This window comes from Candidatus Bathyarchaeia archaeon (genome assembly GCA_041447175.1).
GTDB lineage: Archaea > Thermoproteota > Bathyarchaeia > Bathyarchaeales > Bathycorpusculaceae > JADGNF01.
The window spans coordinates 691,679-718,409 of record CP166960.1; the positions used below are offsets into that span (position 1 = coordinate 691,679).

The following is a 26,731-nucleotide window of genomic DNA, read 5'->3' on the forward strand; positions in this document are numbered from 1 at the left end:
TTGAAAAATTCTTTGTTCTAAACATTAGGTTTTTACGGTATTTTTAAATATCGACATCTATTCATTAAATCTCGGGGGCAAATAATGTCAAATCCTACTTACGCTGTTGAACTCCAAAACGTCGTTAAACGCTACAGTGAACTCGTAGCCGTAAACAACCTCAACCTAAACATCGGGCAAGGCGAAATTTTCGGGCTTCTGGGACCAAACGGCTCAGGAAAATCCACCACCCTGAAAATGCTCATGGGCTTGCTCCAGCCTGACCAAGGTAGCATCCACGTACTGGGCATAGACGCAAAACGTGACCCCGTCGGCATCAAACGGCAGGTTGGTTACGCGCCTGAATCCCCCCGTCTGTACGAGTTCCTCACGGGCATAGAGTTTCTGGACTTCATCGGCGATATATACGGAATGCAGCCCAACGAGAAACGCAGCCGCATAAACGAGTACCTCAAAGCCCTGCAGTTGGAAGGTCGCGAAGGTGACATGATAAGCAGCTACAGCGAAGGCATGAAACAGAAAATTGCCCTCATCTCCGCGTTTCTGCACAAACCCAAACTGCTCATCCTTGACGAACCGCTAAACGCTTTGGATCCCCGCTCTGCCCGCATCGTTAAAGATTTCCTGCACAGCCTCAAACAGCAAGGCGTAACCACCATCATGTCCACGCATATTTTGGAGATTGCGCAGGCTGTTTGTGACCGTATCGGCATCATGTATCAAGGGCAGCTTTTGGCGTTGGGCAACATGGCTGAACTGCGAAAGATGGCAAGTTTGCCCGATTCAGAGTTAGAAGACATTTTCCTAAAGCTCACAGGTACAAGTGACATTAAAGCTGTGGTCGAGGAACTTGTGAAATGAACTGGAAAAATGTCCTGCAGCTTGTCCGCGTGGACATGAAGTCGGGCAGGCTAATGCGTGGGCAAGATCGGTCCAACTATAACGTGAAAAAGAACCGCATATACAGTTCCCTCGGCTACATAATTGCCACCATAATCGGCATTGCCGCTGGGGCTTTGGCGCTTTTCATTTACGACACTTTGGCTGCAACCGAACCCACCTTTCAAGCCCTGTTTAATTTGGGGTTCATAAACTTCCAGTATGCCCTTCCAACGTTGATTCTGATTTTCACCTTCGTCTTCTCGATGATGCAGCAAATCCAGCGTAGCGGCGCAAACTTTGTTCGTCAGGCTCCTTACTGGCTGCCCGTCACTTGGCAAGAACACACCTTGGCGGGAATCATCTCCGACGTTTTAGGTTTGCCCATGCTTGGCATCTTGGTCATATCGCCTGCGGTCCTCATAGTCTCCGCCTCCATCGGGGCAATTCCCTCAACCATCTGCGCAATTCTGGCAATGCTTGCCGCAGCATTCATGGCAAGCGCAACCACCGAAATCTTTCGTATCCTACAGGTACGTTTCACAGGCGCCGTCTATAAGTCCACGGGACGCGCGGCAGTTTGGGTGCGCTTCATCAGTTCAATTCTGTTCTTTGTGGTCTTCTACATCATCTACTTCTCCTTCACCTACGGCGCAAACTCCCTAAACTTCATCCAATCCGTTGCTTCAGCCCAAAACACCCTCTGGTTTGTACCCTTTGTTTGGCTGGGCATAATGCTCTACTCCATAGCCAACGGGCTACTTGTCAACGGGATTGCGTTTTTGGGGCTGTCCGTCTTGTTCATTTTGGGCTTGTTTGTTTTAGGCACCAAACTCAACGCAAGATTTGGACTCTACGAACCCCCAGCCATAACCATCAGCCGCGGCGTCTACACACCCAAAACGGGCATGCTGGGCAAATTAGGCTTCTCCTCGGTTGAAGCCGCCCTCATACGCAAAGACCTCAAAGCCTTCACCCGCCGACGCGAACTCATTTCCGCCTTCATCCTGCCCATAGTGTTCCTAATAATTCCCGTTATGTCCAGCCTAAACGCCTCAAGCCCCTCCGAAGGCTTCCCACCACAAATGGGCTTTGCCTTCACTTCGCTTTTCCCTGTTGGGCTCATGGCCATAAGCCTTGGCAACTTCATGACTGGCGAAGAGGGACAAAACATGTGGCGACTTTACATGTCCCCCGTTTCCGCCAAAAACTTTGTCAAAAGCAAGTTCGCCTTCATGCTGTTCTTTGCCTTAGTGGTGCTGCCAATAACGGGCATGGTGGGCTACTTCATTTACCAGCCTTCCATAAACACAATCGTTGTGTTGATTGTGGAATCCATTTTTGTGGCGTTTGCAGCAGGCTCCTTGTCCTTGGCTAACGGCATTAAAGGCGCCGACTTCAACGAGGTGCCCCGACCACGCATGATACGCGGGGAGTGGAGCATCATAAACATGCTGACCTGCGGTGTCATCGCCTTGGTTGTGTTGCTGCCGCTTGCACCTCACGTCATCATGTCCTTTGTAGGCATGAACATAGGCTTCTTCTTGGACCTGTATCCGGCGCTCATAGTTAGTGGTGTCATCGCGGCGGTGCTGACGGTGATTTTCTACAAGCTGGCAATTGGCAACGCAAAAGAGTTGTTCACAAAAGCCGAAGTCTAAACAGCCTTTTAGGCTACTTCTCTTTTTTCTTCTCCAATTTAGGCGGTTTTGTGCGTCCGTCCCAAACGTGATGCAACGCCAACCCTGGGTGATGTAGCATCATGCGTGGTCCCGAGTACCGCATGACCTTCTTGACTTTCTGCTTCATGTCGGGGCGGTAGCAGTGAACGAGGCATTTGCCGCAGGTACTCTTCTTCTCTTGGAAGGGGCACTTCTCCAACCGCACAAAAGCGTAGGCCCGGAATTCGGTGCATTCAGGGCAGAGTCCATCATGGGTGTTGTGGTGGGCTTTGCAGTAGATGTGTATCATGGCGTCGATGGTTTTCTTTTCGCGGGTTATGCGTGGATGTTCAGGTTTTGCTTGTTGAGTTTCCAAGGTTGCTCCCTGCCTGTTTCATGTGTGGTTGATTGGCATAAGCTTTTACCCGAAAAGCTACGGGATTTCCGCCTTCTAGACTAAAACGGTCCAATGTTATGAGTCCTCAAGGCTTTCGAAACGCATAAACCCATCGATGCTCCATAAAACATGTAGCGTTTTAATCAAACAAAAACTCAAAAAGGAGAATTTCAAAAATGAAGTACCAAATTGAAATTAACCGCGAAGACTGCATTGCTTGCTCTAGCTGTTACAGTATGGACCCCGACCACTTCGAAAGCGACTCCGAAGGCAAATCCAACGTTCTGGGCGGCTCTACAAACGGCAAATCCGTTGGGGGCTTTAACGACGGCAAAGAAGCAGAGGCGCAAGCAGCCGCGGACGCCTGCCCCGTCAGCGTCATCACAATCACCAAAACGTAGGCATATCAGCGCTGGCAGGTTGCTTCTCTTTTTAAGAAACCCCGAGTTAGCGTCAAATTTAAACCGAACCGTGCCCTATAAACGAAAGATTACTATGATTGAAGTTATTGATGATGCTGGTCTTAAAAAAGAAGTGACAGCAAACCCCAAGGTACTTGCCCTGTTTTATTCTTCTTGGTGTCCTTTCTGCCAAAAATTTTTGTCTGTTTTTGACCGCTACGCTGCAGTCCCCAATGGGGTGGTTTACCTTAAGGTGCGTGTTGATGAGGATGAGAATCCGCTGTGGGATATTTATGGTTTTGAGGCTGTGCCCTCGGTTATTTTGTTTGAGGGTGGACAGGTTTCTAGGCGGCTTGACTGCCAGTTGGGGCGTGGGTTAACGGAATCGCAGTTTAGCAGTTGGCTGGCTGCCCCGTAACCTCTTTTCTGTCCTTAAGTCGGTTTTTGGTTTGTTGGTTTTTGTTGAGTGTAGGGTGGTTTTTTGTCTGTTGTGATTGAATGGTCATGTCGGGCTGTCTTTTTTGGTTATTTAATCGTATCTGTGCATTTGGTGGGTTGAGTTTATCAAAATTAACTTTTTGGGTGCTTAAAATTGGTTTGTTGGTTGTGTTGTCTGGTTTATGTGTTCATTTGTTCTGTGCAAAATAAAATGAATGGACGTTCATAGAGTAAATCTCAAAAAGTATGAACAATTGTGAAGTTATCACAAATAGTTTTTTAAAAAGCGGAAGCCATGCCATCAGGTAATACGAGGTATGGAACATGCGACAAATCGCCATATACGGAAAAGGTGGAATAGGAAAAAGCACAACAACCCAAAACACCGTCTCAGCACTCGCTGAAATGGGTAAAAAAATCATGCTCCTAGGCTGCGACCCCAAAGCAGACTGCACAAGGTTACTGCTCCACGGAAAACGGCAGTCAACCGTGCTCGATGTCCTAAGGGACGGCGGCGGAGATGTCTCTCCAGAACAAATCTGCACCAACGGCTTTGGCGGCGTCATGTGCGTCGAATCAGGCGGACCTGAACCCGGCGTCGGATGCGGAGGCAGAGGAATCATAACCTCAATCCAGACCCTGCACGACCTAGGCATGTACACTGAAGACTTGGACTTCGTGTTCTACGATGTGCTGGGAGATGTCGTCTGCGGAGGCTTCGCCATGCCCATTCGAGAAGGCTACGCACAGGAAATCTACATCGTAGCTTCAGGAGAATACATGGCGCTTTATGCAGCAAACAACATCTGCAAAGGCATCAAAAAATTTGCCGACCAAGGGCAAACCCGTCTGGGCGGAATTATCTGCAACTCCCGCAAAGTCGAAAACGAAGAAGCCCTAGTGGCAGAGTTTGCCAAGCGTATTAACAGTCAACTGATTCAGTTCATTCCTAGGGATAACATTGTTCAAAGAGCAGAAATTAACCGAAAAACCGTCATCGACTACGACCCCCACACAGCGCAAGCTGATATCTATCGAAGTTTAGCCAAAAAAATCGTTGACAACACAACCTTCACAATACCAACTCCAATCACACTTGACGAGTTGGAAAACTTGATGCGTGAATTCGGCATCGTGGATTAGTGAGATAATGACTGGATGTTTTGAAACAGCTGATCATAAGGAAATATGCAGTCAAAAGGTCATGGAGCACCCGTGTTACGGGGCTAAGGCGCACTTCAAGTATGGTCGAGTGCATTTGCCTGTTGTTTCAACCTGTAACATTGGGTGCAACTATTGCATAAGAAAGTTTGATTGTGTAAACGAAAGCCGACCCGGAGTCACCAGCAAACTCCTAACCCCCCAACAAGCCATCGAGACCGTTCGTGAAGCCGCGCGTGCAGACTCACGGCTGCGCGTTGTCGGCATTTCTGGACCCGGTGACCCCCTAAGCAGTGACGTTACGTTTGAGACTTTTCGTCTTGTCCAAAAAGAGTTTCCCCATTTAACTCGATGTCTCTCTACCAACGGGCTAATGCTCCCTGACAAACTGGATCTACTCAAAGAAGTTGGCTTAAACACACTCACGGTAACCATAAACGCAGTAGACCCAGACATAGGCTCCAAAATTTACTCCTTCGTCCGTTACAATAATCAGACGCTTCGAGGCAAAGAAGCCTTTGAAGTCTTAAGCAAAAAACAGCTTGAAGGCCTCCGGGCAGCAGTCGACGCCGGTATCGTGGTCAAAGTGAACTCCGTTTTCATTCCCGGCATCAACGACGACCACTTAATTGATGTCGCAAAAAAAGTGCGCCAACAGGGGGCTTACATAATGAATATTATGCCGTTGATTCCGCAGGCAAAATTCGCAAACATACCTGCCCCAACAGTACACGACATTCAACAAATACGCAATGTTTGCGAAGACACCATGTTCCAATTTCATCACTGCCGTCAATGCCGAGCCGACGCCGTAGGCGTGCCCGGTGAAGAGGGCTGCGGTTCACGGCTAACAGAAACTGAAAGATTAGAGAAAAAATGAAAATTTGAGGGTGCCATAAAGATGCCATTTGTATTACCTGAATGTGATAAAGATGTACCAGAAAGAAAAAAGCACATCTACTTAAAAGATGAAAAAGATGAATTCGCTATCCCCGCGTGCAACATAGCCACCACTCCGGGTGACTTGACTGAACGCGGCTGTACCTACGCGGGTTGCAGAGGGGTCGTTGGAGGACCAGTGAAAGACGTCATCCAGCTTCAACACGGACCCATTGGGTGCTGCTACTATCCATGGGCAGCGCGTCCACACGTAGCCACAGGAACAAACTTCCATCTGGCAAACGCGTTCTCCACGGACCTGCGTGAATCCAACATCGTGTTTGGGGGCGAAAAGAAACTCTACAACTCCATCGTTGAAGCCAGCGAAGCTTTCCCCAACGCTCAAGGCGTATTTGTTTACGCGACTTGCGTGGCGGGCTTGATAGGCGACGACATCACTGCAGTAGCTAAACGTGCCAGCAAAGCCATAGGCAAACCTGTGGTGGCGTTTAACTGCCCTGGATTCCGAGGCGTAAGCCAAAGCTTGGGACACCACGTAGGCAACCAAGTTCTCTTTGACACCATCGTCGGAACTGAAGAGCTTGAAGAGAAAACTCCCTACGACATAAACCTCATCGGAGAATACAACATTAAAGGCGACGACTGGCTCATCGTGCCCCTTCTTGAATCAATCGGGCTAAGAGTAGTTTGCACCTTCACTGGTGATGCCTCCATCCATGACATAGCCAAGATGCATGCAGCCAAGCTAAACGTCATCCGGTGCGCTCGTTCTGCCAAATATATCGCGGAAATGATGCAGGAAAAATACGGAACCCCATTTATGGAAGTTGACCTCTACGGGATAACCCAAACTGCCAACGACCTGCGCAAGGTTGCCCAGTACTTTGGGTTGGAAGAGAAAGCTGAAGAAGTCATCACAAAGGAACTGGCGGAAATCAAGGAGGAACTGGACTTTTACCGTGAGAAACTCAAAGGCAAAAAAGTGATGATCTATCAGGGTGGACCCCGCAGCTGGCACTGGCCTGAAACCATGGCGGAGCTTGGCGTAGACGTTGTTGTGGTGGCCACTACGTTTGGGCATGAAGATGACTACGAGAAAATCGTGAAACGCGTAAAGAACGGCACGTTAGTGATTGACAACCCGAACGCGCCTGAGCTTGAAGAAGCCATGCTCAAGTACAAGCCTGACTTGTTCATTTCCGGAACCAAAGAGAAATACCTCTCCCACAAATACGGCGTTCCCTTCCTCAATGGGCACACCTACGAAAGCAGCGGCGGCTACATGGTCTTTAAGGGGCTGGTCCGGTTTGCCCGAGACATGTACAAGTCGCTTTACTCGCCCTCGTGGAAGTTTGTCCGAACCCAAGAAACAGCAGCGGAGGCGCAGTAACATGGTGGTCATTAACCGAACCCGAAGCGTCACAATCAACCCCCCTAAAATGTGCCAACCCATCGGAGCCATCTGGGCATCTCTGGGTGTCCATGCCAGCGTACCCTTGGTTCACGGCTCCCAAGGATGCTCAACGTACCCCCGAAACTTGATGTGCCGCCACTTCCGCGAACCCGTTGAAGTCGCCATCACCTCGCTGCACGAAAAAGCCACAATATTCGGAGGCGCCCCAAACCTAAAGCAGGCACTTACGCACATCATCAAGCGTCAGCACCCCAAACTCATAACCGTCATCACCACTTGCCTTAGCGAAACCACAGGCGACGACATCCATGGTATTGTGAAGAGTTTCAAGGCGGAAAACCCCGTTTACGATGACAGTACAAAAATCGTCACCATAAATACCCCCAGCTACGTTGGCACTCACGTGTTAGGCTACGACAACGCCATCAAAGCCATGGTCTCGCAGCTTTCAGAGAAAACCGAGCCCAACGGTAAAATCAACATCATCCCCGGCATGCTTAACCCAGGTGACGTTTTGGAAGTGAAGCATATGCTTAAGGAAATGGGTGTGGAAGCCATCTATCTTACCGACATTTCCCGAACCCTTAACGCGCCCCTGCGGTTGCCTAAGCCTCACTTCCCTGAGGGCGGAACCACAACCGAGGAAATCGCTGACTCAGCCAACTCCCTGGGCACCATAACCCTGTGCAAACATGAGGGGCAAAGTGGAGCCAACGTCCTAAAGGACAAGTACGGTATGCCCGCCTTTTTAGGTGAGCTGCCCATCGGGGTCGAAGCAACCGAGGCGTTCCTTGGAAACGTTACCCAAATGACAGGCAAAAAGATGCCTGAGTCCCTGCGGGATGAACGCGACTTGCTAGTGGATGCAATGGTGGATGCAAGCCAGCTTACCTTCGGCGTGAAAGTTGCCATCTTTGGTGACCCCGACATTGTGCTGGGGTTGACGCGGTTTGCATACGAGTTAGGCATGAAACCTTTGCACGTGTTGACGACGCTTGAGAACCCGCAGTTTGCGAAGGACATGCAGGCGCTGGACACCGACTACGGCGCGGACGCGGAAAAGCAGAACATCATCGTGGGCGGCGACCTGTACGATTTGAGCCAGAAAATCAAGGAAACCCCCGTGGACCTGATAATCGGCGACTACAAAGGCAAATACATCTCCAAAGACGAAGGCATCCCGCTGGTACGGGTAGGGTTCCCACAGGCTGACCGCTTCGGCTACCAACGAAAACGCATGATTGGCTACAGAGGCTCCTTGGACTTGCTGGACACAATGGTCAACACAATCATGGACCGCAAAGATGACTAGACCCTGGAGATGCCCAGACATGAAGCTGGATGACTTCCTCTTCAAAATGCCTGCCCTCAAAACCGACCCCATAATCGACGACACCACCCTACGCGACGGCATGCAAATGCCCGGCTTAGCAGCCCGCCCCCAAGACGCAGCCAAAATCGCCCAGCTACTCTGCCAAATCGGCGCCGAACGCATCGAGCTGTTCCACTATCAGGAACCCGACCGCCGCGCCGCCAAGCTCATCCTTGGCATGAAGCTGCCCTGCCGCATCGCAGGCTGGTGTCGTGCCCTCAAAGAAGACATCGACAGCGCAGTGGACGCAGGCTTTGACGAGGTAGGCATTTCTCATCCAGTTTCCAACGTGCATCTTCGGGCAAAATGGCCCCGCAAAACATGCGAGGAGCTCTTGGCTAACTTGGTGGACGTAGTCGAATACGCCGCCAAAACCCATGGGTTGCGCACGTTTATCCACGGCGAAGACGGCACTCGGGCTGACTGGGAATTTGAGAAACGCCTTGTGAACGCCGCCGCGGATGCGGGTGCAGAATGCTACCGCTTCTGTGACACTGTTGGCATTGGGCTTCCAGAGTTGGATGCGCCTTTGCCTGTGGGTATTCCTGCAAAAGTTAAGGCGCTTAAGGCGGAGACGCGGATTTCTGCGTTGGAGGTTCATATGCATGACGACTTTGGAAACGCTGTCTCCAACACTATCGCTGCGATTCGGGCTGCTTCGGGGCTTTGGGAAAAAATCTACGTTAACACCACCTGCCTTGGCGTGGGGGAACGAGCGGGAAACGCGGAGACGGAGAAAATCCTGCTTAACCTCTACTTGCACTATGGCGTCAAAAAATATGCTGACAAAATCCAAAAGCTCAAACAAACCACGGACTTCATTGGTAAAGCCATCGGGTTTGCGGTTCCGCTTAACCAAGCCATCGTGGGTGAGTATGGGTTTACGCATGAGTCTGGTATTCACGCTTACGGCGTGCTCAGTGACCCTTGGACGTATGAGCCTTACCCGCCTGAACTGGTAGGCAACCAACGGCACCTGACAATCGGCAAGCAATCCGGCAAAAACGCCATCCAACACAAAATCATTGAAGTAACTGGAACTTGCCCAAACGACGAAGCCCTCGCAGCGGCTGTTAAAAAAGTCAAAGAGGTTTACGCCGAGGGAAAGCAGGAATCTCTTAAAGAGAGTGAGTTTAAGAAAATTCTGCAAGACCTTCATCTGCTGCCCTTAGAAAACTTGCTGGGCGGCAGGGGCGAGACGCAACGGGAAGTGTGTCTGGATGTTCCCGCGTGAGGAGGAGATTTGATTGAAGAAAATTGTGCCTATAAGTTTGACGCTGATTGTGATAGCTGCCTTGGTTGCCAGCGCGGTGTACCTGGGGTACAGTAACACCGACCCCTTTGCGTCAAGCTCATGTCCTCCAGCTTCGCCGTCGCCAAATGCCGCTTCTGTTGAGGAACTGCGTGTTTTCGTCGCCTCTAGTCTCATCAACGCCGTGGAAGACGCAAACCCCCAGTTCGAACAGGATAACAACTGCAAAGTAGTGGTTAACATCGGCGGCTCCAACGGGTTGTATCAGCAGATAATTGCGGGAGCACCCTGCGATGTTTTCATGTCTGCGGACTTCAAATGGACCAACCAACTTAACGCGTCCAGCTGGCTCTACAACGACGTTTACCAAAACTTCACCTCAAACACCCTGGAAGTGCTCACCCCAAAAGATAACCCCGCAAACCTAACCACACTCTTAGACCTCGCAAAACCCAAAGTGAAGCTTGTCATCGCAGATTTGACCGTTCCCGTAGGCTCCTACCTTAACAAGACGCTGACAAAAATCGATGCCACTTGGGGAAACACAAGCAGCCCACTGTACAAGGGTCCTGAATGGGAAACCTTTCGTGCAAAGGTGCTCGCAAACGTAGTTTCCTATGAAACAAAGGTGCAGGATGTAGTGGGCAAAGTCTCTCTCGGGTTGGGTACTGTGGATGCGGGCGTGGCTTTCATTTCCGACGCAACCTATGGCGCCATGACTGGGGCACAGCTTCAGTACATCGAGATTCCCGCTGAAGTGAACACTCAGGGCACCTATGGCATCGCGGTCATGGCAGACACTGCACACGCTGAACTTGCCGCTAAATACGTTGGCTTCTGGCTCTCCACCGAAGGTCAGGCAACCTTGAAGACTTACGGGTTTGGAACCTAAGCATGACCCCTACTCAACTTTCCTTTTTCTTTGAGCGTAACTTTTAGAGTGGTGCCTGAACCTGACCCGTACCCCCTTTAGCTGCATATCAAACAAGCTGGTACTCGCAGTTTTAGGCGCCATCATCCTGCTCTTTGTTCTATTCATTTCCCTCCCCATCCTTGCGGTGTTCCTCAAAATGGACCCCGCCCAAGCCATAAAGCAGCTTCAGAACCCAACAATCATAAACGCCATCGTGCTGGGGCTTGGGGCTTCTTCAGTGGCAACGGTAGCCGCGTTTATTTTTGCCGTGCCAACCGCTTACCTGCTGGCTACCCGCGATTTCCCGGGAAAAGCCGCCCTCGACACCTTAATGGACCTGCCCATCGTTCTTCCGCCCGCCGTGGCAGGTGTTGCTTTGCTTTTGGCGTTTGCACCAAAAGGGCTTCTGGGACCCGTGTTCACTGCTTTCGGCTTAACCATCCCCGGCAGCACAATAGCCGTGGTTATGGCGCAGACGTTTGTGGCTTCTCCGCTGATTTTGCGGTCAGCAAAAACCGCCTTCGAAAACCTAAACCCCGACGTAATCAACAGCGCAAAAATCCTAACGGAGTCACCTCTGCGTGTTTTTTTCACGGTTACTTTGCCGCTTTCCAGCCGCCCAATCCTTTCGGGGCTCATGATGACTTGGACGCGTTCCATGGGTGAATTTGGCGCCACATTGATGTTTGCAGGAAACCTCCCAGGCATAACCCAGACCATGCCCCTTGCGATTTACCTGCTGCTGGCTCAGGACCCGTTCGCGGCAATTGTGCTCTCGGCAATTATGGTGGCTGTCTCGTTTGCGGTGTTGATAGCCGTCAAATTGTTGGAGCAAAAAAAGTATGGAGCCAAAAAATGATAAAACTTGAATCCGTCAGCAAATCCTTCGGACAAAAAACCATCCTCAAAGACCTGACCTTAGACGTGCAGAAAAGCGAAATCTTTTCCTTGCTGGGACCTAACGGATGCGGAAAAACCACCACCCTAAACGTAACCTCAGGCTTAAGCAACCCCGACACAGGCAAAATCTACATCGACGACACCTTGGTCTACGGAGCTCTGGGCAACAAGATGGTTTGTCTTACGCCTTGTGAACGAAAAATCGGCTACGTTTTTCAGACTGCAGCGCTGTTTCCCCACATGAAAGTAAAAGACAACGTCGCCTACGGGTTGAAGGCAAAGCGCCTATCCAAGCAGGAAATCGCGGAAAAAACCCGTTCCCTGTTGCAGTTTGTGGGTATGGGTGAGTACGCTGAACATTTTCCGCATCAGATCAGCGGTGGACAAAAACAGTTGGTGGCGTTGGCGCGGTCGGTGGCTACGGACCCTGAGGTGCTTTTGTTGGATGAGCCGTTGTCGGCGGTTGATGTGAAGATGCGGGAAACTTTACGGTTTGAGTTTAAGAGTCTGCTGCGTAAGCTCAACATTACAGCAGTGTATGTTACGCATGATTTGACGGAGGCACTGGTGATGTCTAGCCGCGTGGCGGTCATGGGTAATGGACGTATTGAGCAGGTGGGGAATCGGGATGACATTTTGGGCAAGCCTAACTCTCGGTACGTGGCGGAGTTTTTGGGGCTAAACGTGTTCACGGCAAAAGCAGTCCAGAAGCCTAAAGGCAAAACGGACTTAGACATTAACGGTGTGGTGCTTATGGCGCCTAACTTGGAGGTTCCTGACGGGGAACCTGTTCTGGTTACCATTAAGCCTGAAGACGTCATTTTGTCGTCTCAATCCAGCCTTAAGGAACCCAAATCTATCTGCTGCAGATGCAACTTCCTTAAAGGCACCATCGTCGAGATTACCCTGATGCGTTCCATCGCCCGCGTAACGGTTGATGTAGGCTTTCAAATACGCTCCAAACTCACACTAAGTTCACTGGGCGATTTGGGGTTAATTGAAGGCGACACCGTCTGCGTAAAATTCAAAATTGATGCCCTAAACGTGTCCACCAAAAACACCCCCTAACATGAATCTATAGCCGCCTATTAGCATCCAATTAGCAATTCAATGCAGAACCCGTAGAGGGAAGGGGCGAATGTGGAGCATGGCGGTTGTGTGTTGGTTTTGTGACGTGATAGTGCTTTTGTTTGTCGCTGGACTGTTTAGGGTTGATTAGGTATGTCTCAGGAAACCCCCACCCAAACCCCAGCCGTCCCTTCTGCCGCGGTCGCTGAAAAGAAACCCATTACAGTTCAGGAGCTGATTGATTCCCTTCGCAGCATGCCTACGCCTCTGCCGCTGTTGTCCGTGACCCCATTGGCGGTAGAGGAACCTGGTTGGAAAATCAGGTTAATCAACTGTCATTGGTCCTTTTTTCTATGTCGGCTTCAGTTTCGAACCCTTTTTTGAGGGCGGATTTTTTGATTTTTTCAGGGTCAATGCCAAATCCGTCGTCTTCCACCACAATTATGACGTGGTCGCCGTTTCTCTGCGCCGAAAGTTTAATGGTGCCCACAGGGTCTTTGTGGGCGTTTTCCCTTTCGCTGGGGGTTTCGATGCCGTAGTCGATGTTGGTAGTAGACCTATTCTGCAACCAACCCCTATTCCCTCTACGCTTTTACAAGTATATTCCTGGTTGTTAGGTTGATTGTGATTCAATCAAAGTTAGCGTTAAAGTCGATTTAATGTTATCCAACCCGCGGATACGTTTAGACACGATTTCTTTGACGGCTCCAAATGATTCAGCTTGAATTAAAGCCACCGCATCATACATCCCGCGGGAAGAATGAGCTTCACTTACGCCTTCAACCTTCCTTAAACTTTCAACCACCTCCGCGCCGTCAGAAGTGGCGTTTATGAAAACCAACGCTCTGGGCATAACACCTTCACCTCCTGTCCGCGTGGATTTCTTTTCTCCCAACGGGAAAAAACGTGCATACACAAAGCAAGCTTCCTTCTGGAAAACCGCGCCACCCCAGCATGGTTCCAAAATGAAGCTGAAACACTCATCACGGTATTCCTTCTCGAATACAGTAAAAGTTGCCGTTTATGCACATGAAAGCGGGGCATTTTCCGTCATAGCAGTGGTTTAGCCATTGGCATGGTGAACGGACTTCGTGGACGCGTCGCTTGTAGGTGTACGTGCTTTGGATTGAGCGGTTTTTGGGTTTGTCCTGTTTAGAAATTTTGTTTAAAACTGCTCCCATTTGAGCACCTCAAAATTCGTTGTTAGGTCATTTGATTGAGGATGTTATTAAAACTGTGTTGCATACACTGTACTACTACAACTTGCAACTGGCTGTTAGGTTGTCTGTGTTTGGCGTTAAACGCGATGAACCATGACAAGTGTTATCTACCAGCAAAGCTAACCATTTTCAGGTGCGGCACTTGGAGTTCCAAGGAAGAGACATAACCTCAATTGAAGACTTCACACGCGAAGAAATTGACTACTTACTTAACACTGCAAAACTCATGGAGCCCCTCGCGGAGAAGGGTTCAGATATGCTTAAAGGCAAAATTCTTGCCAACATATTCTTTGAACCCTCCACACGTACACGGTTAAGTTTTGAAGCGGCGATGCTTAAACTCGGAGGCAGCACAATCGGCTTTGCCGACGCCGAAAACACTTCAGTGAAGAAAGGCGAAAATTTAGCCGACACAGTCCGCACAGTTGAAAACTACGCCGACATAATCACCATCAGGCATCCGCTGGAGGGCGCCGCCAAGCTCGCGGCGGAGTTCTCAAAAATCCCAATAATCAACGCTGGCAGCGGAGCAGAAGAGCATCCGACCCAAGCGTTGGTGGACCTCTACACCATCCAGAAGGAACGCCACACCATCGATGGCTTAAAAATAGCTTTGGTGGGTGACCTTCGTTATGGCAGAACAGTTCATTCGTTGGCGTACGCGCTTTCCCTCTACAACATCGAGTTGACGCTGGTTTCTCCTGAAGCGCTCAAGATGCGCCGGGAAGTTTTGCGCAGCATCCAAAACAAGATTTCGGTTTCAGAAACCCAAAACTTGGAGGACATAATTCCCCAAACCGACGTGTTATACGTTACCCGTATTCAAAAGGAGCGGTTTCCCGACCAAGCTGAATTCGCCAAAGTCAAGGGCACCTACCGAATTGACCTCAAAACGCTTTCTAACGCTAAAAAAGACCTGATTATTCTCCATCCGCTGCCTAGGGTTGACGAAATTGCGCCTGAAGTTGACGCTACCCCCCAAGCCTGTTACTTTAAGCAAGTGTGGAACGGGATTGTAATTCGGATGGCTTTGTTAGCTTTGGTTTTAGGTCAAGTCAAATAGCGCTGTTAGGTGTTGCTGAACCTGTTGAACTCGACCAGGGTTCCAATGGCGCCGCATGAGGGGCATCGGTGTAGGTTGCCAAACCAGCTTTTCTGGCAGTTCTTGCAGTAGGTCACGGAGCGGTTATACGTTAATAATTCAACGCCGTGATTCTGCATTAAGCGAAGGGTCAATTTCATGAGTTCGTCGGGGTTTTCCTCTGAAGCATCAATGTCGATGATGGTCAAGTTTGCACCCGCGCTTAACCCTTTAGTTTTCTCATGCAACTCTAACTGCTCGGTGGGCACCGAAAGAACTTTGTTGCCTGTTTGCAGGGTCATTCTTTGGGCAGTGGTGTAGTAGGGTTTCTCGCGGGTTCCCAAAAAATTAACCTTAGCTAACCCGTACTTCTCCACATCCAACTGAGCTAACCTCCCCGAAGATTCGGGGCTGCGTACAATGGCCAGTGAGATACGTTTTCCATGTTTTCTGCCCAGTTTACTGATGTATCCCTGCATGTTCTGTAGCAACTCCACCGCAAACTGGATGCTTTCTTTGTCCCCGAGGGGTTTGGACGTGAAGCTTTCAATTGAGCTTTCAAACCCTGCCACGTTAACTATCCCGCTGCAGTTTTCCAACCTGAAGTATGTGTCTCCGTTGGCGCCATGCATAAGAAACGGCAACACCGTTTTCCCAAACTGCTTCAGCGCTCGCTGCTTTATGCCTAACGCGCGTACTGCCATCTCTGCTCTTTCTTTGAGTAAATTGAAGAATTTGGTTTTGTCTTTTTCGCATTCACGCACAATCCTTGGCAAATTTATGGTGACGCAGCCAAGGCAGCCAGTTCGCATGGTGTCGGTTTCCCAGTCGCCAGTTAAGTTCGCTTTCAACTTTATTCCTGAAGCAGAAAACGAGGCGGTTTCTCCGTTTAAAAGTTCATTGGCAAATAAGATGGGGCTTTTGTCAAATGCTAACTGGGTGGCTTTTTGAAAAATCGGTGTTTCTTGTTCAGTTGCTGTTTGGGGGGTAACTTTCAGGATGAGTTTGGGGTTGACGATTGGTTTAAAAACGCTTTCTTCGGTGAAGATATCTACGGTTAATTCCGCTAAAAGTTTGGCTTCTTCTGTGTATTGGCTGTAGTTGCCTGCGGTTTTTCCGTTTGGACCTACAGCTGGTTTATTTGCCAAAAAACTTGGCATTTGAGGTTCTAACCCCAACGATACGTCTGCGTGCTGGTTAAGGTTTAAAATGAACAAGCGCAGGTTTTCCTTCACCTGAGTTGGGTCTAAACCTGTAATGAACGGCGCCAAAAACACGTTGAAGTGGTCTATAGTTTGGGTTTCGTTAACTTCTTGCTGCGTGAACAATAGCATGTCAAAGGTGGTTGCCAAGGCGGCTTCAAAGCTTTTGGGCGGCTTCTTGGATTGCTGTTGTGGGTTAAAGTCGTCCAGACGCATCCCGTTTTGGAGAAAGAACCGTAAGTCATGCATGATTTCGCTGGGCTTAAGAATCCAAGTGCTTAAACCGTTAATGTGCAGTGCCCCAGACAAATGTGCATCTGAAATGTCTCGGGGTAACACATTAAGTAATGTGTATTCGCGGAAAACGGTTTTCCCCGCCATAGCCAAAACTGACCCCGCCTCCTGAGGCGTTTTTGCGTCAATCAAGGCAGCAACTTCGTGAACGGGCAACCCTAACCGTGTAAGCTTATGACGATAATCCTCAAGGCCTTTCTCGATTAAGAGGACGTTTACGATTTCGCGGATAAGCGCGGCAGTTAAGTATTTGATTTTGGATTTGACGAGGAGTTTTTCGGTTTCTTTGGCAGTTTTTTGAGCCAAGTCCGCGGGCATTTTGCTTTCACGTATGAGGCTGTTGGCGATTTTGTTTGCGTCAAACTCTTCAAACGTGAAATGGGATGTGCGCACCAGCATGCCTTTGGGTTTGACTGCTTTTTTCTCTACGCGGTCAGCTACGTCGATGACCATCTTGCCAAGGTCTGTGAGGAAGTATTTTTTTGCCTCTGAATCCACTTCCACCAAGTTTGCTTTCAGCAGGAACTTTAGGTGATACGCAAATCTTCCTGCGTCGCGGCTTGGATTCATCTTTAACTGGTTCATAAGTTCGGTGTAGCTTAATTCGCCTTTGTCAAAGAGCAGGTTTAGGATTTGCAGCCTCAACGGTGAAGAAACAGCTTTGAGAACTTTTACGCCACGCGCACGTTGAGGAAGCGACATTGAACCTTTTCTCTCTTCAGGTGACTTGAGGTATTGTCAACGGGAGAGTTTAAACCTTAGCCAAGAACCCGTTTTTCTCAATTCCCCTTTCATGGGAAAAAAGTTTGATGACTTTCTTATGTTAGTATTCATGCAACCTTGAGTTTTAAATCTAAAACCCCTTCTGCCAAGGTTCTGGTGACCTTCAAGTTTATGGTTCCGAAGCATACAAGCATCTAAAAAGCTGTGCTGTCTGCTTATATTTTTTCAAATAAACTTTAATGTCTTGTTAGAAAATTTTTGCTTCGTTCAGCTCTAATTACGGCAATTCTTATATATGTCTTGTAGTTACTCCGTTTTTACCCTAAATAGGAGAAAATGATAAGAATGAAAATTTCGATGAGTAAGATTAAGTTAGCTACGCTTTCGCTTCTGCTATTAGCTATAATCGCTTTCCCCGCATTCTCACTGCAGACCGCCAGTGCGCATTCGCCTTCTTGGAATATTACTCGGTATGCTTTTGCTTCTGCTGCTCCTAATCCTGTCGGTGTGAATCAGCCGGTTGCTATTGTTATTTGGGCAGATATCCCTCCGCCTACGGCGTCGGGTAATGCTGGTGATCGTTGGACTGGTTTTAAGGTTGACGTCACTAAGCCTGATGGTACGACGGTTAATGTTTTGAGTGATGGTGTTTCGGATCCTGTGGGTTCGAGTTATGCGCTTTATACTCCGGACATGACTGGTGTTTATACTGTTGAGTTTAGTTTTCCTGCTCAGGTTTTGGAGCGGGCAGGTTATACTGGTCTTGATGGTTCAAACAGCGTTTACATCGGCGATACCTTCTCTGCCGGACATGTGACAACTACATTCACTGTTCAGCCTGATGCAGTGCCTCACTTCGAAGAAGCACAGTTGCCTGTAAGCTACTGGACGCGGCCAATCAACGAGAACAACCGTAACTGGGCTCAGGTTGGTTCAGCCTGGCTAGGCTCAACTGGCAACGGCGGTATTTTTGGCGCTACTTACCTTAAATACAACCCCTACGGCTGGGCACCAAGCACTGCTCACGTCTCCATGACTTACCCACTTTCGTGGGGCGGCATCGTCGGAGGCGGCAACGCAATTGTCTCTGACATCGGCTTCTACTCAGGCACACAATACCAACTAAAATTCAGCTATCCAATCATCATGTATGGCAACGTCTACTTCAGCCTCCCAGTTAACAACGCAATCAGCGGTAATGGTGTTGCTTGTGTTAGTTTGCGTACTGGTGAGACTTTGTGGGTGAATCCTGACTTTAGTACGGTTATGATGGGTCAGCTTTATGATTTTGAGTCGCCTAACCAGCACGGTGTCACAGGTATTTACTTGTGGGCTAGTGGCCGGGCTGTTGGCACTGGAATCACTAATCCTGGCGCTGATGCAGTTGCAGCCTTAAGCGACAACTACCCCGTCGGCACAAACCTAGCAATAACCCCTGCAGTCACCAACAGCACCGCCAAAGTTGATGCTGCTGCTTGGGTTGCTCTTGACCCTCAGACTGGTAAAGTGCTTTTCAATTTGACTAATGTTCCTTCTGGCACGCAAGCATATGGACCTCACGGTGAGTGGCTTATCTATAACATCGGCGGCGAAGACGGCTCAGCTTCCTACCTCTGGCAATGGAACAACACTAAACTACCCGGCAACGACGCAAGCGGCGGCGTAACCCAATGGATGCCTGGCAACCGAAACTGGAACATGAGCACTGCTTATGACTATAACGTGACTTTGTCTGAGACTCTACCTTCTAGGACTTCTCCGATTGGTGGTAGCGGTTTTGGTGTGACCACCTATTATGATGCGGCTACTGGTCTTTATACTGCGCCTCCTGCGATTGTTCGTGTGTTTCCGGGTAATGTTATTCTTGGTCAGAGTTCTGGTTTGCAGCAGACTCCTGGTACTTCTGCGGGTATTCTTGGCACTCCTAATCCGTTCACTTTGTGGGCGATTAATCTTGATCCTTCACGTGGTGATGTGGGTGAGGTTTTGTGGCTTAAGGATTATCCTGCTCCGGAGGGTAACATTACGGTGAACATTGGTCCTGCTGATGGTGAGAATAACGTTTTTACGTTGTACTATAAGCAGACTCGTCAGTGGGTTGGTTATGACTTGTTGACTGGTGAGCAGCTTTGGGGTCCTACGGATTCTGAGAATCAGTGGAACTTTTACACTGGTACTACTGGTTTGACTGGTCCGATTGGTGTGGGCTATGGTCACATGTATGTTGCTGGCTACGGCGGTACGGTTTATGCGTATGATCTGAAGACGGGTAATGTGGACTTTACTTTCGGTAATGACATCAATGACCCTAATAATAGTACTTTTACTGCAGAAACTGTCTACGGCGTTTATCCCACTCAGGTGGCTGCTGTTGCTGATGGCAAGGTGTACTTGGTTGAGGAAGAGCATTCTTTGGATTCGCCTGCGTATCGTGGGGCTAAGACTCGTTGTATTGATGCGTTTACTGGTGAGTTGCTGTGGGATATTTATGGTGTTAGTTCTTGGCAGAGCAGTGCGGTTGCTGATGGTTACTATACTTGGCTAAACTACAATGACATGCAGATTTATGCTATGGGTCCTGGTCCTAGCGCAACCACCGTTGACATAACTAACAACGTTGTCTCCTTAGGTAGCAGTGTTGAAATCGTCGGAACAGTTACTGATCAGACTCCGCTTGAGGCTTTGATGGGTACTCCTGCTGTTTCGGATGCGGATCAAGGTGTTCAGATGGAGTATTTGGTTCAGCACAGTGTTGATAAGCCAACTGACATTGCTGGTGTTCCGGTGACTTTGTTTGCTACTGACTGTAATGGTGTTACTGCTGAAATTGCTCAGGTGACTAGCACTGGTACGGGTGGTGTTTTCCACTATTTGTGGACTCCTCCGGCGGAAGGTGAGTTTGTTATCACTGCAGAGTTTGCTGGCACTAACTCTTATGGTCCTTCTTCTGCTCAGACAGCTCTAGGCGTTACTGCTGCTGCTCCCATTGTGAATCCAACTGCAACCCCCAGTCAATCTTCATCCCCCGTTGTCTCTGCAACTCCTGAAGCTTCCCCTACAACTGCAACTTCGCCTGGTAATGCGCCTGCCTTTGAAGTTTACATTGCAATCGCCGCAGTCGTCATAGTCGTAGTCATCGCAGCCGCAGCACTCGTCCTAAGAAGACGCAAATAAACCAACAACCAACCCTTTCTTTCTTTTTTTGTTTTAACGCTCAAAACCTGTTTTCTCTGCAAAACATCAGTCGCTTTATATTTCTCTGCGCCTACGCGTCTACGGAGACAAATTCATGCGTATAGTGCTCAGAATAGGCGGCTCAGTTGTCGCATCACCCATTAACACTGACCTTATCAACAAATACGCTGACCTGCTTCGAACCCTGAAAATGCAGGGTCACGAGGTTGCCGTGGTTACAGGCGGAGGACAAATGGCTCGGGAGTTCATTCAAATCGCTAAAAACTTGGGTTTAGAAATGCAGGCGCAGGATGAAGTTGCCATAAGCGTTTCTCGGTTGTTTGCGCAGCTTTTTTTGAAGAAGCTTGGTGGCTTGGCATGCGGCAAAGTGGCTGTGTCCTTAGAGGAAGCAGCGGCGTGTTTAGACACGGGGAAAATCATGGTTATGGGTGGATTAAAACCTGGCATCACAACGGACGCCGTCGCCGCTATGGTCGCGGAGCATGTTAAGGCAGATTTGCTGCTTAAGGGCACCGACCAAGATGGCATCTACGATAAAGACCCCCGAAAATTCGCCGACGCAGTGAAGCTGGATCATATGCAGTTTGAGGATTTGCAGGGTGTGCTCTCGGAGACGGTTCACACGGCGGGGATTCACCAAATCATCGACCCTGAAGCCGCGAAAATTCTTAAACGCAAACACGTCAAGCTTATGGTGGTTAACGGGTTTAAACCTGAAAACGTTTTGGCGGCGGTTAATGGCGAAAAAGTCGGAACTGTCGTCGACTAAATAGTCTTTTTTATTGCAGTTTTGTTTCTTGGCGGCAACAACCTTAAATATCACTTGCGATATCGCCTTTGATATCTAATGTAATATCAATAGTGATGTGAAATGTTCCCTCATAAAAGAAACTGGATGCGACACAACGCCATGGTTCCCAAAGGCTTCATACGATACCACGTCCTTGAAGCCCTCAACGAGAAACCCATGTCCGGCTCCGAACTCATGGAGCACATCGAAAAAAACACCGGCGGAAGATGGAAACCAAGCCCCGGCTCAATCTACCCCTTGCTTTCATGGCTCCAAGACAACGGATACATAAAAGAACTCCCCACTGAAAACGGGCTCAAACGCTACGAGCTGACCCCAAGCGGCAAAGTTCTTCTTGAAGAACAAGTTCAGGTGAGAAGCAAATTCCGTGAGGACGGTGGCTTCTTCTTAGAGCCCTTCTTTGACCGCTTCTTCACGGGGATGCCCGACGAAAAAACCGAACAAGTCCAAAAGTCCATAAAACGCCTTGCAAATTCCACCTTCAACTTGGCTCACAACCTCAAAGAGACCTATTCCGAGCAAGCATTGGAGGAAGCTTTGCGGATAATTGATGGTGCCTCAGCGAAACTGGAACAAATCAACAGTACCATAAAAGGCGAACCAAAACATGAGCCAAACACAAGTTGACTCCGCTGAAGACGTAATTAAAGTTGAAGGCTTAACCAAAGTCTTCAACAAAACCTTCACAGCCGTTGACCACATAGACTTCAGCGTTAAACGCGGCGAAATCTTTGGCTTTTTAGGTCCAAACGGCGCAGGCAAAACCACCACCATCAGCATGCTCATCACCGTGCTTAAGCCAACCAGCGGCAAAGCCACCATTCTGGGCGGCGACATAGCCAACCAAAGCCTCAAGGTCCGAAGCGCCATAGGCGTGGTTCCCCAAGAATACACCGCTGACGAAGACCTCACCGGCTACGAAAACATCCTGCTCTGCGCCGACCTCTACGGTATTCCCCGTTCCGTCTCCAAAAAACGCGCCATGGACCTATTGCAGCTGGTCGAGTTGACGGCATTTAAGGATAAACGGGTCCAGACGTACTCGGGTGGCATGCGGCGTAGACTGGAACTTGCATGCGGCTTAATCAACAGGCCCAACGTGCTCTTTCTTGACGAACCCACCTTGGGGTTGGATGTGCAGACTCGCGCTGCCACATGGAACTACGTCAAGATGCTTAAGCAACAGTTTGGCATGACGCTGTTCTTGACCACGCACTACTTAGAGGAAGCTGACGCTCTCTGTGACCGCATCGCCATAATTGACCACGGCAAAATTATAGTAACCGGCACTCCCGCTGAGCTTAAAGACAGCCTAGGCGGAGACATCATAACCTTAGCCATCCAAAACGACGCCGACATAACTGACCTCATCAGCAAACTTGAGCATGTCAAAGAAGTCAAAAAAGAAAACGGCTCCTACTTGATAAAAACTGCAAACGGCGAAGCCACTGCACCCCTAATCATCGAAGCGCTACGTAAGAATGGGTATGTCGTTACAAAGCTTTTCCTAAACAAGCCAACCCTAAACGATGTCTACTTAGAGTACACTGGCAAAACCATGCGTGACGCCGAGGAGTCCCGTGAAAACGTGGCTCGACAAAGAATGGCGGTGCGGAGGGCAAGACGTTGAGTGACATAGAAACCCGCGTTTCCAGCAATCGCCTGCATGGCTTGTGGGCTTTAACGAATCGTGACCTCAAAAAGTGGTACCAGAACCCCGTCGTGTTTGTGATGGGGATTATTCAGCCGATTCTGTGGTTGACTCTCTTAGGCAAAGCCATGAACATAGGCTCAATAATACCCAACATACCCGGCGTGAACCCCGCGTTGGTCATGCAGAACACTTTCGGAACCAGCGATTACTTCTCCTACATGGCTATGGGCATGGTGGCGTTCACCACAGTCTTCACTTCGGCGTTTGTCGGCATCTCCGTTGTCATCGACAAGCGCTTGGGCTTCATGAGCAAAGTGCTAAGCACCCCCGTCTCGCGTTCCGTGATAATCCTCTCCAAAGTGCTTTCCGCAAGCATCCGCTCCATGTTCCAAGCAGGCATCGTCACAGCTTTAGCCTACCTCATTGGACTACAGTTAGGCGCAAACTTTACAGTCTTTAGCGTCTTTGGAGTCTTTGCCCTCGTGTTCCTCATCAGCTTTGGATTATCTTCGATGTTCACGGCGATTACGTTGCGGACCACACGCATGGAAACGCCCCAAGCCATAATTCAGTTGGTTACGTTGCCCTTGATGTTTGCCAGCAGCGCCTACTTCCCGATTTCCCAGATGCCCAGTTGGCTGCAGGTAATCGCCAGCGCTAACCCCATTAGCTATGCAATTGACGGGGTACGGCGGTTGATGATATTCAGCGACGGTTACAGTCAACTGCCTTTGGACTTCGCGTTCGTTGGAATCTTCGCGGTCGTTGTAACTGCAATTTGCATCGTGCTTTCCTGGAGATACCTCAACAAGTAACCTCTTCTTTTCTTTGTTTTTGGGAGCCCTCTGTTTGGCTAACGTTTTAAACCTACTTCTCTCAATAATGAACCATTTGCTTGAGTTTAACGCGGTAAACTTCAGTTAAAGGTGCAACAATGACTGATAAAAGAAAAGGCTCAGTTCAGATTCGGTTCGAAATCCTAGAGTTCCTTTTCTTTGCCAACATGCCTCAACTGCGCACTCACGTTTGGCGAAAAGCAACTGACGTTTCCTATGACGATTTCCTTAAACATTTAACGTACCTTCGGGAACGGGGGTTTGTATCCGAAACCTCTAAAGGACAAATCTTACTGACGGCGGATGGACGAAAAATCTACTCCAACCTGCGGGACAGTTTGCCGTCTTTGCTTTAGGTTTCACCTTTGGTGCATCATCTATATAACTGCCGCATGGAAACAAGGAGATGAAAACAAATGACGGAAAATGAACCTGAACAAATTTACCCCGTGAAAACGTTACATGATTTTCTTAGTGAATTCAACAAAGAGTGGTACAGGTTCAAACGGGGCACGCTGATTAGCCTCACCATTTTAAGCACGTTGCTTGCCACGTTTATTTTGTTGTTTTTCCGTGCCCTGCGAATGGGCGTAGACTTCCTTGTTTTCATATTCCCTTTTATTCTAGCAACCTTTTTAATTTACAGCATAAGTGCTTTGATGGCACAGTACCGTTTCTTACGAAAATGGGAGCACCGAAGAGAACAACTGCTCAGTTTAGAAGAGAAACTTATGGCTTCAAAGCTTGACACGGACAAGCCTGAAGCAATCTCTCCTCAAAGCGTTGAGTAACTGCAGTTCATCTCTGGTGTATATGCTCCGTGAGATACCCTTTATTAAAACGCAAGAAACTGTTGAGCAAAAAAGGACGTGAAAGAAAATGTCAGCGACGACTCCTGTTGTCGAAATAACCGACCTCAAAAAAACTTACATGCTTGGAAAAATCCCAGTGGAAGCTCTCCGCGGCATCAATCTTCGTGTTGAACGGGGCGAGTTCGTTTCCATTTTGGGTCCAAGTGGCAGCGGCAAATCCACCCTCCTAAACCTAATCGGCGCCTTGGATAAGCCCACTTCAGGTAAGCTGCTTATAGATGGCGTCGACGTTTCAACTCTGAATGATAACCAGCTTACAGAGATACGTCACAAAATTGGTTTTGTCTTTCAGTTTTTTAACCTGATTCCAAGGTTCACCGCAAGAGCTAATGTAGAGCTTCCTATGTCTATTGCAAGTTTAAGCAATGGTGAACGGAAACGGCGTGCGGAACAACTTCTTGAAACCGTTGGGTTAAAAGAGAGACTGGATCATAAACCAGCCGAGCTTAGCGGGGGACAACAGCAACGTGTTGCTATTGCTCGGGCGTTGGCGAATAATCCGCGTTTTCTGTTGATGGATGAGCCTACGGGTAACGTTGACTCTCGAACTGCCCAAGAAGTCATCACTTTAATCAAGAAACTCAACGAAGATGGCGTCACCATAATCATGGTAACACACGACCAGAACCTAGCCAAAGAAGCAAAACGTACCATCAAAGTTTTTGATGGGCGCATCGATTCGGATATGGTGAACTGATATGAAGGCACGTGACGTTTTCTCTTACTCGTTAAGCGCTATTAAACTGCGGAAACTCCGCGCTGCCCTCACCATACTAGGAGTCGTCATAGGCATAGCCGCCATTGTTGCGTTGCTGGGCATTACACAGGGGGTTGAGAGCACCATAACTAGCGAACTTAGTCAAGGCTTAGCCACTGACACCCTCATTATAACCACCAACTCTGGTCTTGGAGGTGGAGGCGGCTTTGGCGGTAATGGTGGTCAAAGTGACGCAGAAGGCGGCTTAGGCGGCGGAGGTGCATCCAGTTCAAACTTCAAGCTATACCTCAATTACACCAATGACCTCAACTCAACGCTGGACCCAGGAATCGTTTCCTCGTTTGCAATCATTCAGCAGTCAGGCTACCTGCAATCAGGTGACGACACACGGCAAGTTACCAACTTGGTTGGCGTTGACTTTGAAGCCTACGACAGCGTTTATGGCAGTACCTTCAAAGCTGCCAGCGGAGACATAAACCTGAATCCTTCCGACACAGACATCGTGATTGGCGCACGGGTAAGTGACCCCAGACTTAACGGCACCGTACTCTTCAACGCGGGAGACCAAGCAGACCTCATCTGGACAAATGTCACCCAACTTAGCTTCGCAAACGAAACATACTCTGGACAAATCTCTGCTGTTCTGGAAAAAATAGGCGGATTCAGCTTTGTGGGCCCCTCCGACACGGGCGTTTACATCCCGCTTTCGCAAGCTCAAAGCTTCTTTGGAACTGACGAAGCCAGCATGATAATCGTGAAACTTGCCAACAGCGACAACGCTACCGTAACCCAAGCCACCAAAGCCATAACCGACTACTTCAAGAACCAAGTCACCATCATATCCCCCAACGCCGTCGTTGATTTACTCTCCAGCATCGTAAACATCTTAGGCTTGTTCGTGGCGGGCATTGCAGGAATTTCACTGCTGGTTGCGGGAATCGGCATAATGAACATCATGATTGTGTCGCTGATTGAACGCACCCGCGAAATCGGCATCCTCAAGGCGTTAGGCATGAAGAGCCGAACCGTGCTCTCCATCTTCCTTGCTGAATCAGCCATCATCGGCTTAATCGGCGGAGTCTTGGGCGTCCTTGGAGGCTGGGGCTTAGCGCAAGCTGTCAGCTTCATCGTGGCAAAAATGTTTGAGTTAGGCGGCGGCTTAACCCTCACGCCCGTGTTCACGCCCCAAGTTATCTTGGGCGCGTTGGCGTTTGGTATGAGTGTAAGCATAATCTTCGCGTTGTACCCTGCTTGGCGCGCTTCCAAACTGAAGCCTGTGGATGCCCTACGATACGAGTAGCCAAATGAACCCTCTTTAGTCTCGTCGGGTTTTCATTCCCCCCGACAACCTTTTTCTAAAAAGCCGATA

27 protein-coding genes are annotated in these 26,731 nt (G+C 49.1%); 22 read left to right on the forward strand and 5 right to left on the reverse strand.

Annotated elements, in window-relative coordinates:
* Window positions 1-84 precede the first annotated feature (84 nt).
* Together ACBZ72_03625 and ACBZ72_03630 are read left to right on the forward strand one after the other, a co-directional pair.
* Window positions 85-861, forward strand: coding sequence for an ABC transporter ATP-binding protein (locus ACBZ72_03625; GenBank protein XES77971.1), 777 nt, complete (start codon window positions 85-87; stop codon window positions 859-861).
* Complete coding sequence (locus ACBZ72_03630) at window positions 858-2,540, forward strand: hypothetical protein (GenBank protein XES77972.1); 1,683 nt, start codon at window positions 858-860, stop codon at window positions 2,538-2,540. The genes ACBZ72_03625 and ACBZ72_03630 overlap by 4 nt, the downstream gene beginning before the upstream one ends.
* 13 nt (window positions 2,541-2,553) lie before the next feature.
* On the opposite strand, the gene ACBZ72_03635 is transcribed toward ACBZ72_03630, so the two are convergent.
* Entirely contained in the window at window positions 2,554-2,916 is a 363-nt protein-coding gene (locus ACBZ72_03635) for a nitrous oxide-stimulated promoter family protein (protein ID XES77973.1), read from the reverse strand.
* A 197-nt stretch (window positions 2,917-3,113) separates the two neighbouring features.
* Here ACBZ72_03635 and ACBZ72_03640 point away from each other — a divergent pair, with 197 nt between their 5' ends.
* The 10 genes from ACBZ72_03640 to ACBZ72_03685 all read left to right on the forward strand — a co-directional run bounded on the left by ACBZ72_03640 (window position 3,114) and on the right by ACBZ72_03685 (window position 12,756).
* The gene (locus ACBZ72_03640; GenBank protein ID XES77974.1) at window positions 3,114-3,338 is read left to right on the forward strand and encodes a ferredoxin; all 225 of its coding nucleotides are present in this window, start codon (window positions 3,114-3,116) and stop codon (window positions 3,336-3,338) included.
* Window positions 3,339-3,432: 94 nt separating this feature from the next.
* On the forward strand, window positions 3,433-3,756 hold the full coding sequence (locus ACBZ72_03645; protein XES77975.1) for a thioredoxin family protein: 324 nt from the start codon (window positions 3,433-3,435) through the stop codon (window positions 3,754-3,756).
* A 344-nt stretch (window positions 3,757-4,100) separates the two neighbouring features.
* Window positions 4,101-4,919, forward strand: coding sequence for a nitrogenase iron protein (gene nifH, locus ACBZ72_03650; GenBank protein ID XES77976.1), 819 nt, complete (start codon window positions 4,101-4,103; stop codon window positions 4,917-4,919).
* Between the two features lie 7 nt (window positions 4,920-4,926).
* Complete coding sequence (gene nifB / locus ACBZ72_03655) at window positions 4,927-5,817, forward strand: nitrogenase cofactor biosynthesis protein NifB (GenBank protein ID XES77977.1); 891 nt, start codon at window positions 4,927-4,929, stop codon at window positions 5,815-5,817.
* 21 nt (window positions 5,818-5,838) lie between these two features.
* A complete protein-coding gene (locus tag ACBZ72_03660) occupies window positions 5,839-7,227 on the forward strand; it encodes a nitrogenase component I subunit alpha (protein ID XES77978.1) in 1,389 nt (462 codons plus the stop codon).
* A 1-nt stretch (window position 7,228) separates the two neighbouring features.
* The gene (locus ACBZ72_03665) at window positions 7,229-8,563 is read left to right on the forward strand and encodes a nitrogenase component 1 (GenBank protein ID XES77979.1); all 1,335 of its coding nucleotides are present in this window, start codon (window positions 7,229-7,231) and stop codon (window positions 8,561-8,563) included.
* A 19-nt stretch (window positions 8,564-8,582) separates the two neighbouring features.
* A complete protein-coding gene (locus tag ACBZ72_03670) occupies window positions 8,583-9,857 on the forward strand; it encodes a LeuA family protein (GenBank protein XES77980.1) in 1,275 nt (424 codons plus the stop codon).
* Window positions 9,858-9,870: 13 nt separating this feature from the next.
* On the forward strand, window positions 9,871-10,767 hold the full coding sequence (modA, locus tag ACBZ72_03675; GenBank protein XES77981.1) for a molybdate ABC transporter substrate-binding protein: 897 nt from the start codon (window positions 9,871-9,873) through the stop codon (window positions 10,765-10,767).
* A 178-nt stretch (window positions 10,768-10,945) separates the two neighbouring features.
* Window positions 10,946-11,647: an ABC transporter permease gene (locus ACBZ72_03680; protein ID XES77982.1), complete on the forward strand. Its 702-nt coding sequence runs from the start codon at window positions 10,946-10,948 to the stop codon at window positions 11,645-11,647.
* Complete coding sequence (locus tag ACBZ72_03685) at window positions 11,644-12,756, forward strand: ABC transporter ATP-binding protein (protein XES77983.1); 1,113 nt, start codon at window positions 11,644-11,646, stop codon at window positions 12,754-12,756. Before ACBZ72_03680 ends, ACBZ72_03685 begins: the two co-directional genes overlap by 4 nt.
* 328 nt (window positions 12,757-13,084) lie before the next feature.
* Here the strand turns inward: ACBZ72_03685 and ACBZ72_03690 are convergent, their stop codons facing one another.
* From ACBZ72_03690 to ACBZ72_03700, 3 genes are all read right to left on the reverse strand, one after another.
* A complete protein-coding gene (locus ACBZ72_03690) occupies window positions 13,085-13,324 on the reverse strand; it encodes an ATP-binding protein (GenBank protein ID XES77984.1) in 240 nt (79 codons plus the stop codon).
* 45 nt (window positions 13,325-13,369) lie between these two features.
* Entirely contained in the window at window positions 13,370-13,609 is a 240-nt protein-coding gene (locus ACBZ72_03695) for an Lrp/AsnC ligand binding domain-containing protein (GenBank protein ID XES77985.1), read from the reverse strand.
* A gap of 130 nt (window positions 13,610-13,739) precedes the next feature.
* Window positions 13,740-13,937 (reverse strand): hypothetical protein, encoded by a 198-nt coding sequence (locus ACBZ72_03700; protein XES77986.1) that lies wholly within the window; start codon window positions 13,935-13,937, stop codon window positions 13,740-13,742.
* A gap of 181 nt (window positions 13,938-14,118) precedes the next feature.
* Here ACBZ72_03700 and pyrB point away from each other — a divergent pair, with 181 nt between their 5' ends.
* Entirely contained in the window at window positions 14,119-15,039 is a 921-nt protein-coding gene (gene pyrB / locus ACBZ72_03705; GenBank protein XES77987.1) for an aspartate carbamoyltransferase, read from the forward strand.
* A 5-nt stretch (window positions 15,040-15,044) separates the two neighbouring features.
* Here pyrB and nrdD read toward each other — a convergent pair whose 3' ends face one another.
* Window positions 15,045-17,255, reverse strand: coding sequence for an anaerobic ribonucleoside-triphosphate reductase (gene nrdD / locus ACBZ72_03710; protein ID XES77988.1), 2,211 nt, complete (start codon window positions 17,253-17,255; stop codon window positions 15,045-15,047).
* A gap of 378 nt (window positions 17,256-17,633) precedes the next feature.
* Here nrdD and ACBZ72_03715 point away from each other — a divergent pair, with 378 nt between their 5' ends.
* The 9 genes from ACBZ72_03715 to ACBZ72_03755 all read left to right on the forward strand — a co-directional run bounded on the left by ACBZ72_03715 (window position 17,634) and on the right by ACBZ72_03755 (window position 26,662).
* Entirely contained in the window at window positions 17,634-20,450 is a 2,817-nt protein-coding gene (locus ACBZ72_03715) for a PQQ-binding-like beta-propeller repeat protein (protein XES77989.1), read from the forward strand.
* Between the two features lie 115 nt (window positions 20,451-20,565).
* Entirely contained in the window at window positions 20,566-21,240 is a 675-nt protein-coding gene (gene pyrH, locus ACBZ72_03720) for a UMP kinase (GenBank protein ID XES77990.1), read from the forward strand.
* A gap of 102 nt (window positions 21,241-21,342) precedes the next feature.
* Complete coding sequence (locus ACBZ72_03725) at window positions 21,343-21,909, forward strand: PadR family transcriptional regulator (GenBank protein XES77991.1); 567 nt, start codon at window positions 21,343-21,345, stop codon at window positions 21,907-21,909.
* Complete coding sequence (locus ACBZ72_03730; GenBank protein ID XES77992.1) at window positions 21,890-22,912, forward strand: ATP-binding cassette domain-containing protein; 1,023 nt, start codon at window positions 21,890-21,892, stop codon at window positions 22,910-22,912. Before ACBZ72_03725 ends, ACBZ72_03730 begins: the two co-directional genes overlap by 20 nt.
* The gene (locus tag ACBZ72_03735) at window positions 22,909-23,751 is read left to right on the forward strand and encodes an ABC transporter permease (protein XES77993.1); all 843 of its coding nucleotides are present in this window, start codon (window positions 22,909-22,911) and stop codon (window positions 23,749-23,751) included. The genes ACBZ72_03730 and ACBZ72_03735 overlap by 4 nt, the downstream gene beginning before the upstream one ends.
* Before the next feature lie 119 nt (window positions 23,752-23,870).
* A complete protein-coding gene (locus ACBZ72_03740) occupies window positions 23,871-24,128 on the forward strand; it encodes a winged helix-turn-helix domain-containing protein (GenBank protein XES77994.1) in 258 nt (85 codons plus the stop codon).
* Between the two features lie 60 nt (window positions 24,129-24,188).
* Window positions 24,189-24,563, forward strand: coding sequence for a hypothetical protein (locus ACBZ72_03745; GenBank protein XES77995.1), 375 nt, complete (start codon window positions 24,189-24,191; stop codon window positions 24,561-24,563).
* 88 nt (window positions 24,564-24,651) lie between these two features.
* On the forward strand, window positions 24,652-25,341 hold the full coding sequence (locus tag ACBZ72_03750; protein XES77996.1) for an ABC transporter ATP-binding protein: 690 nt from the start codon (window positions 24,652-24,654) through the stop codon (window positions 25,339-25,341).
* Window position 25,342: 1 nt separating this feature from the next.
* Window positions 25,343-26,662: an ABC transporter permease gene (locus tag ACBZ72_03755; GenBank protein ID XES77997.1), complete on the forward strand. Its 1,320-nt coding sequence runs from the start codon at window positions 25,343-25,345 to the stop codon at window positions 26,660-26,662.
* The last annotated feature ends 69 nt before the right edge of the window (window positions 26,663-26,731 follow it).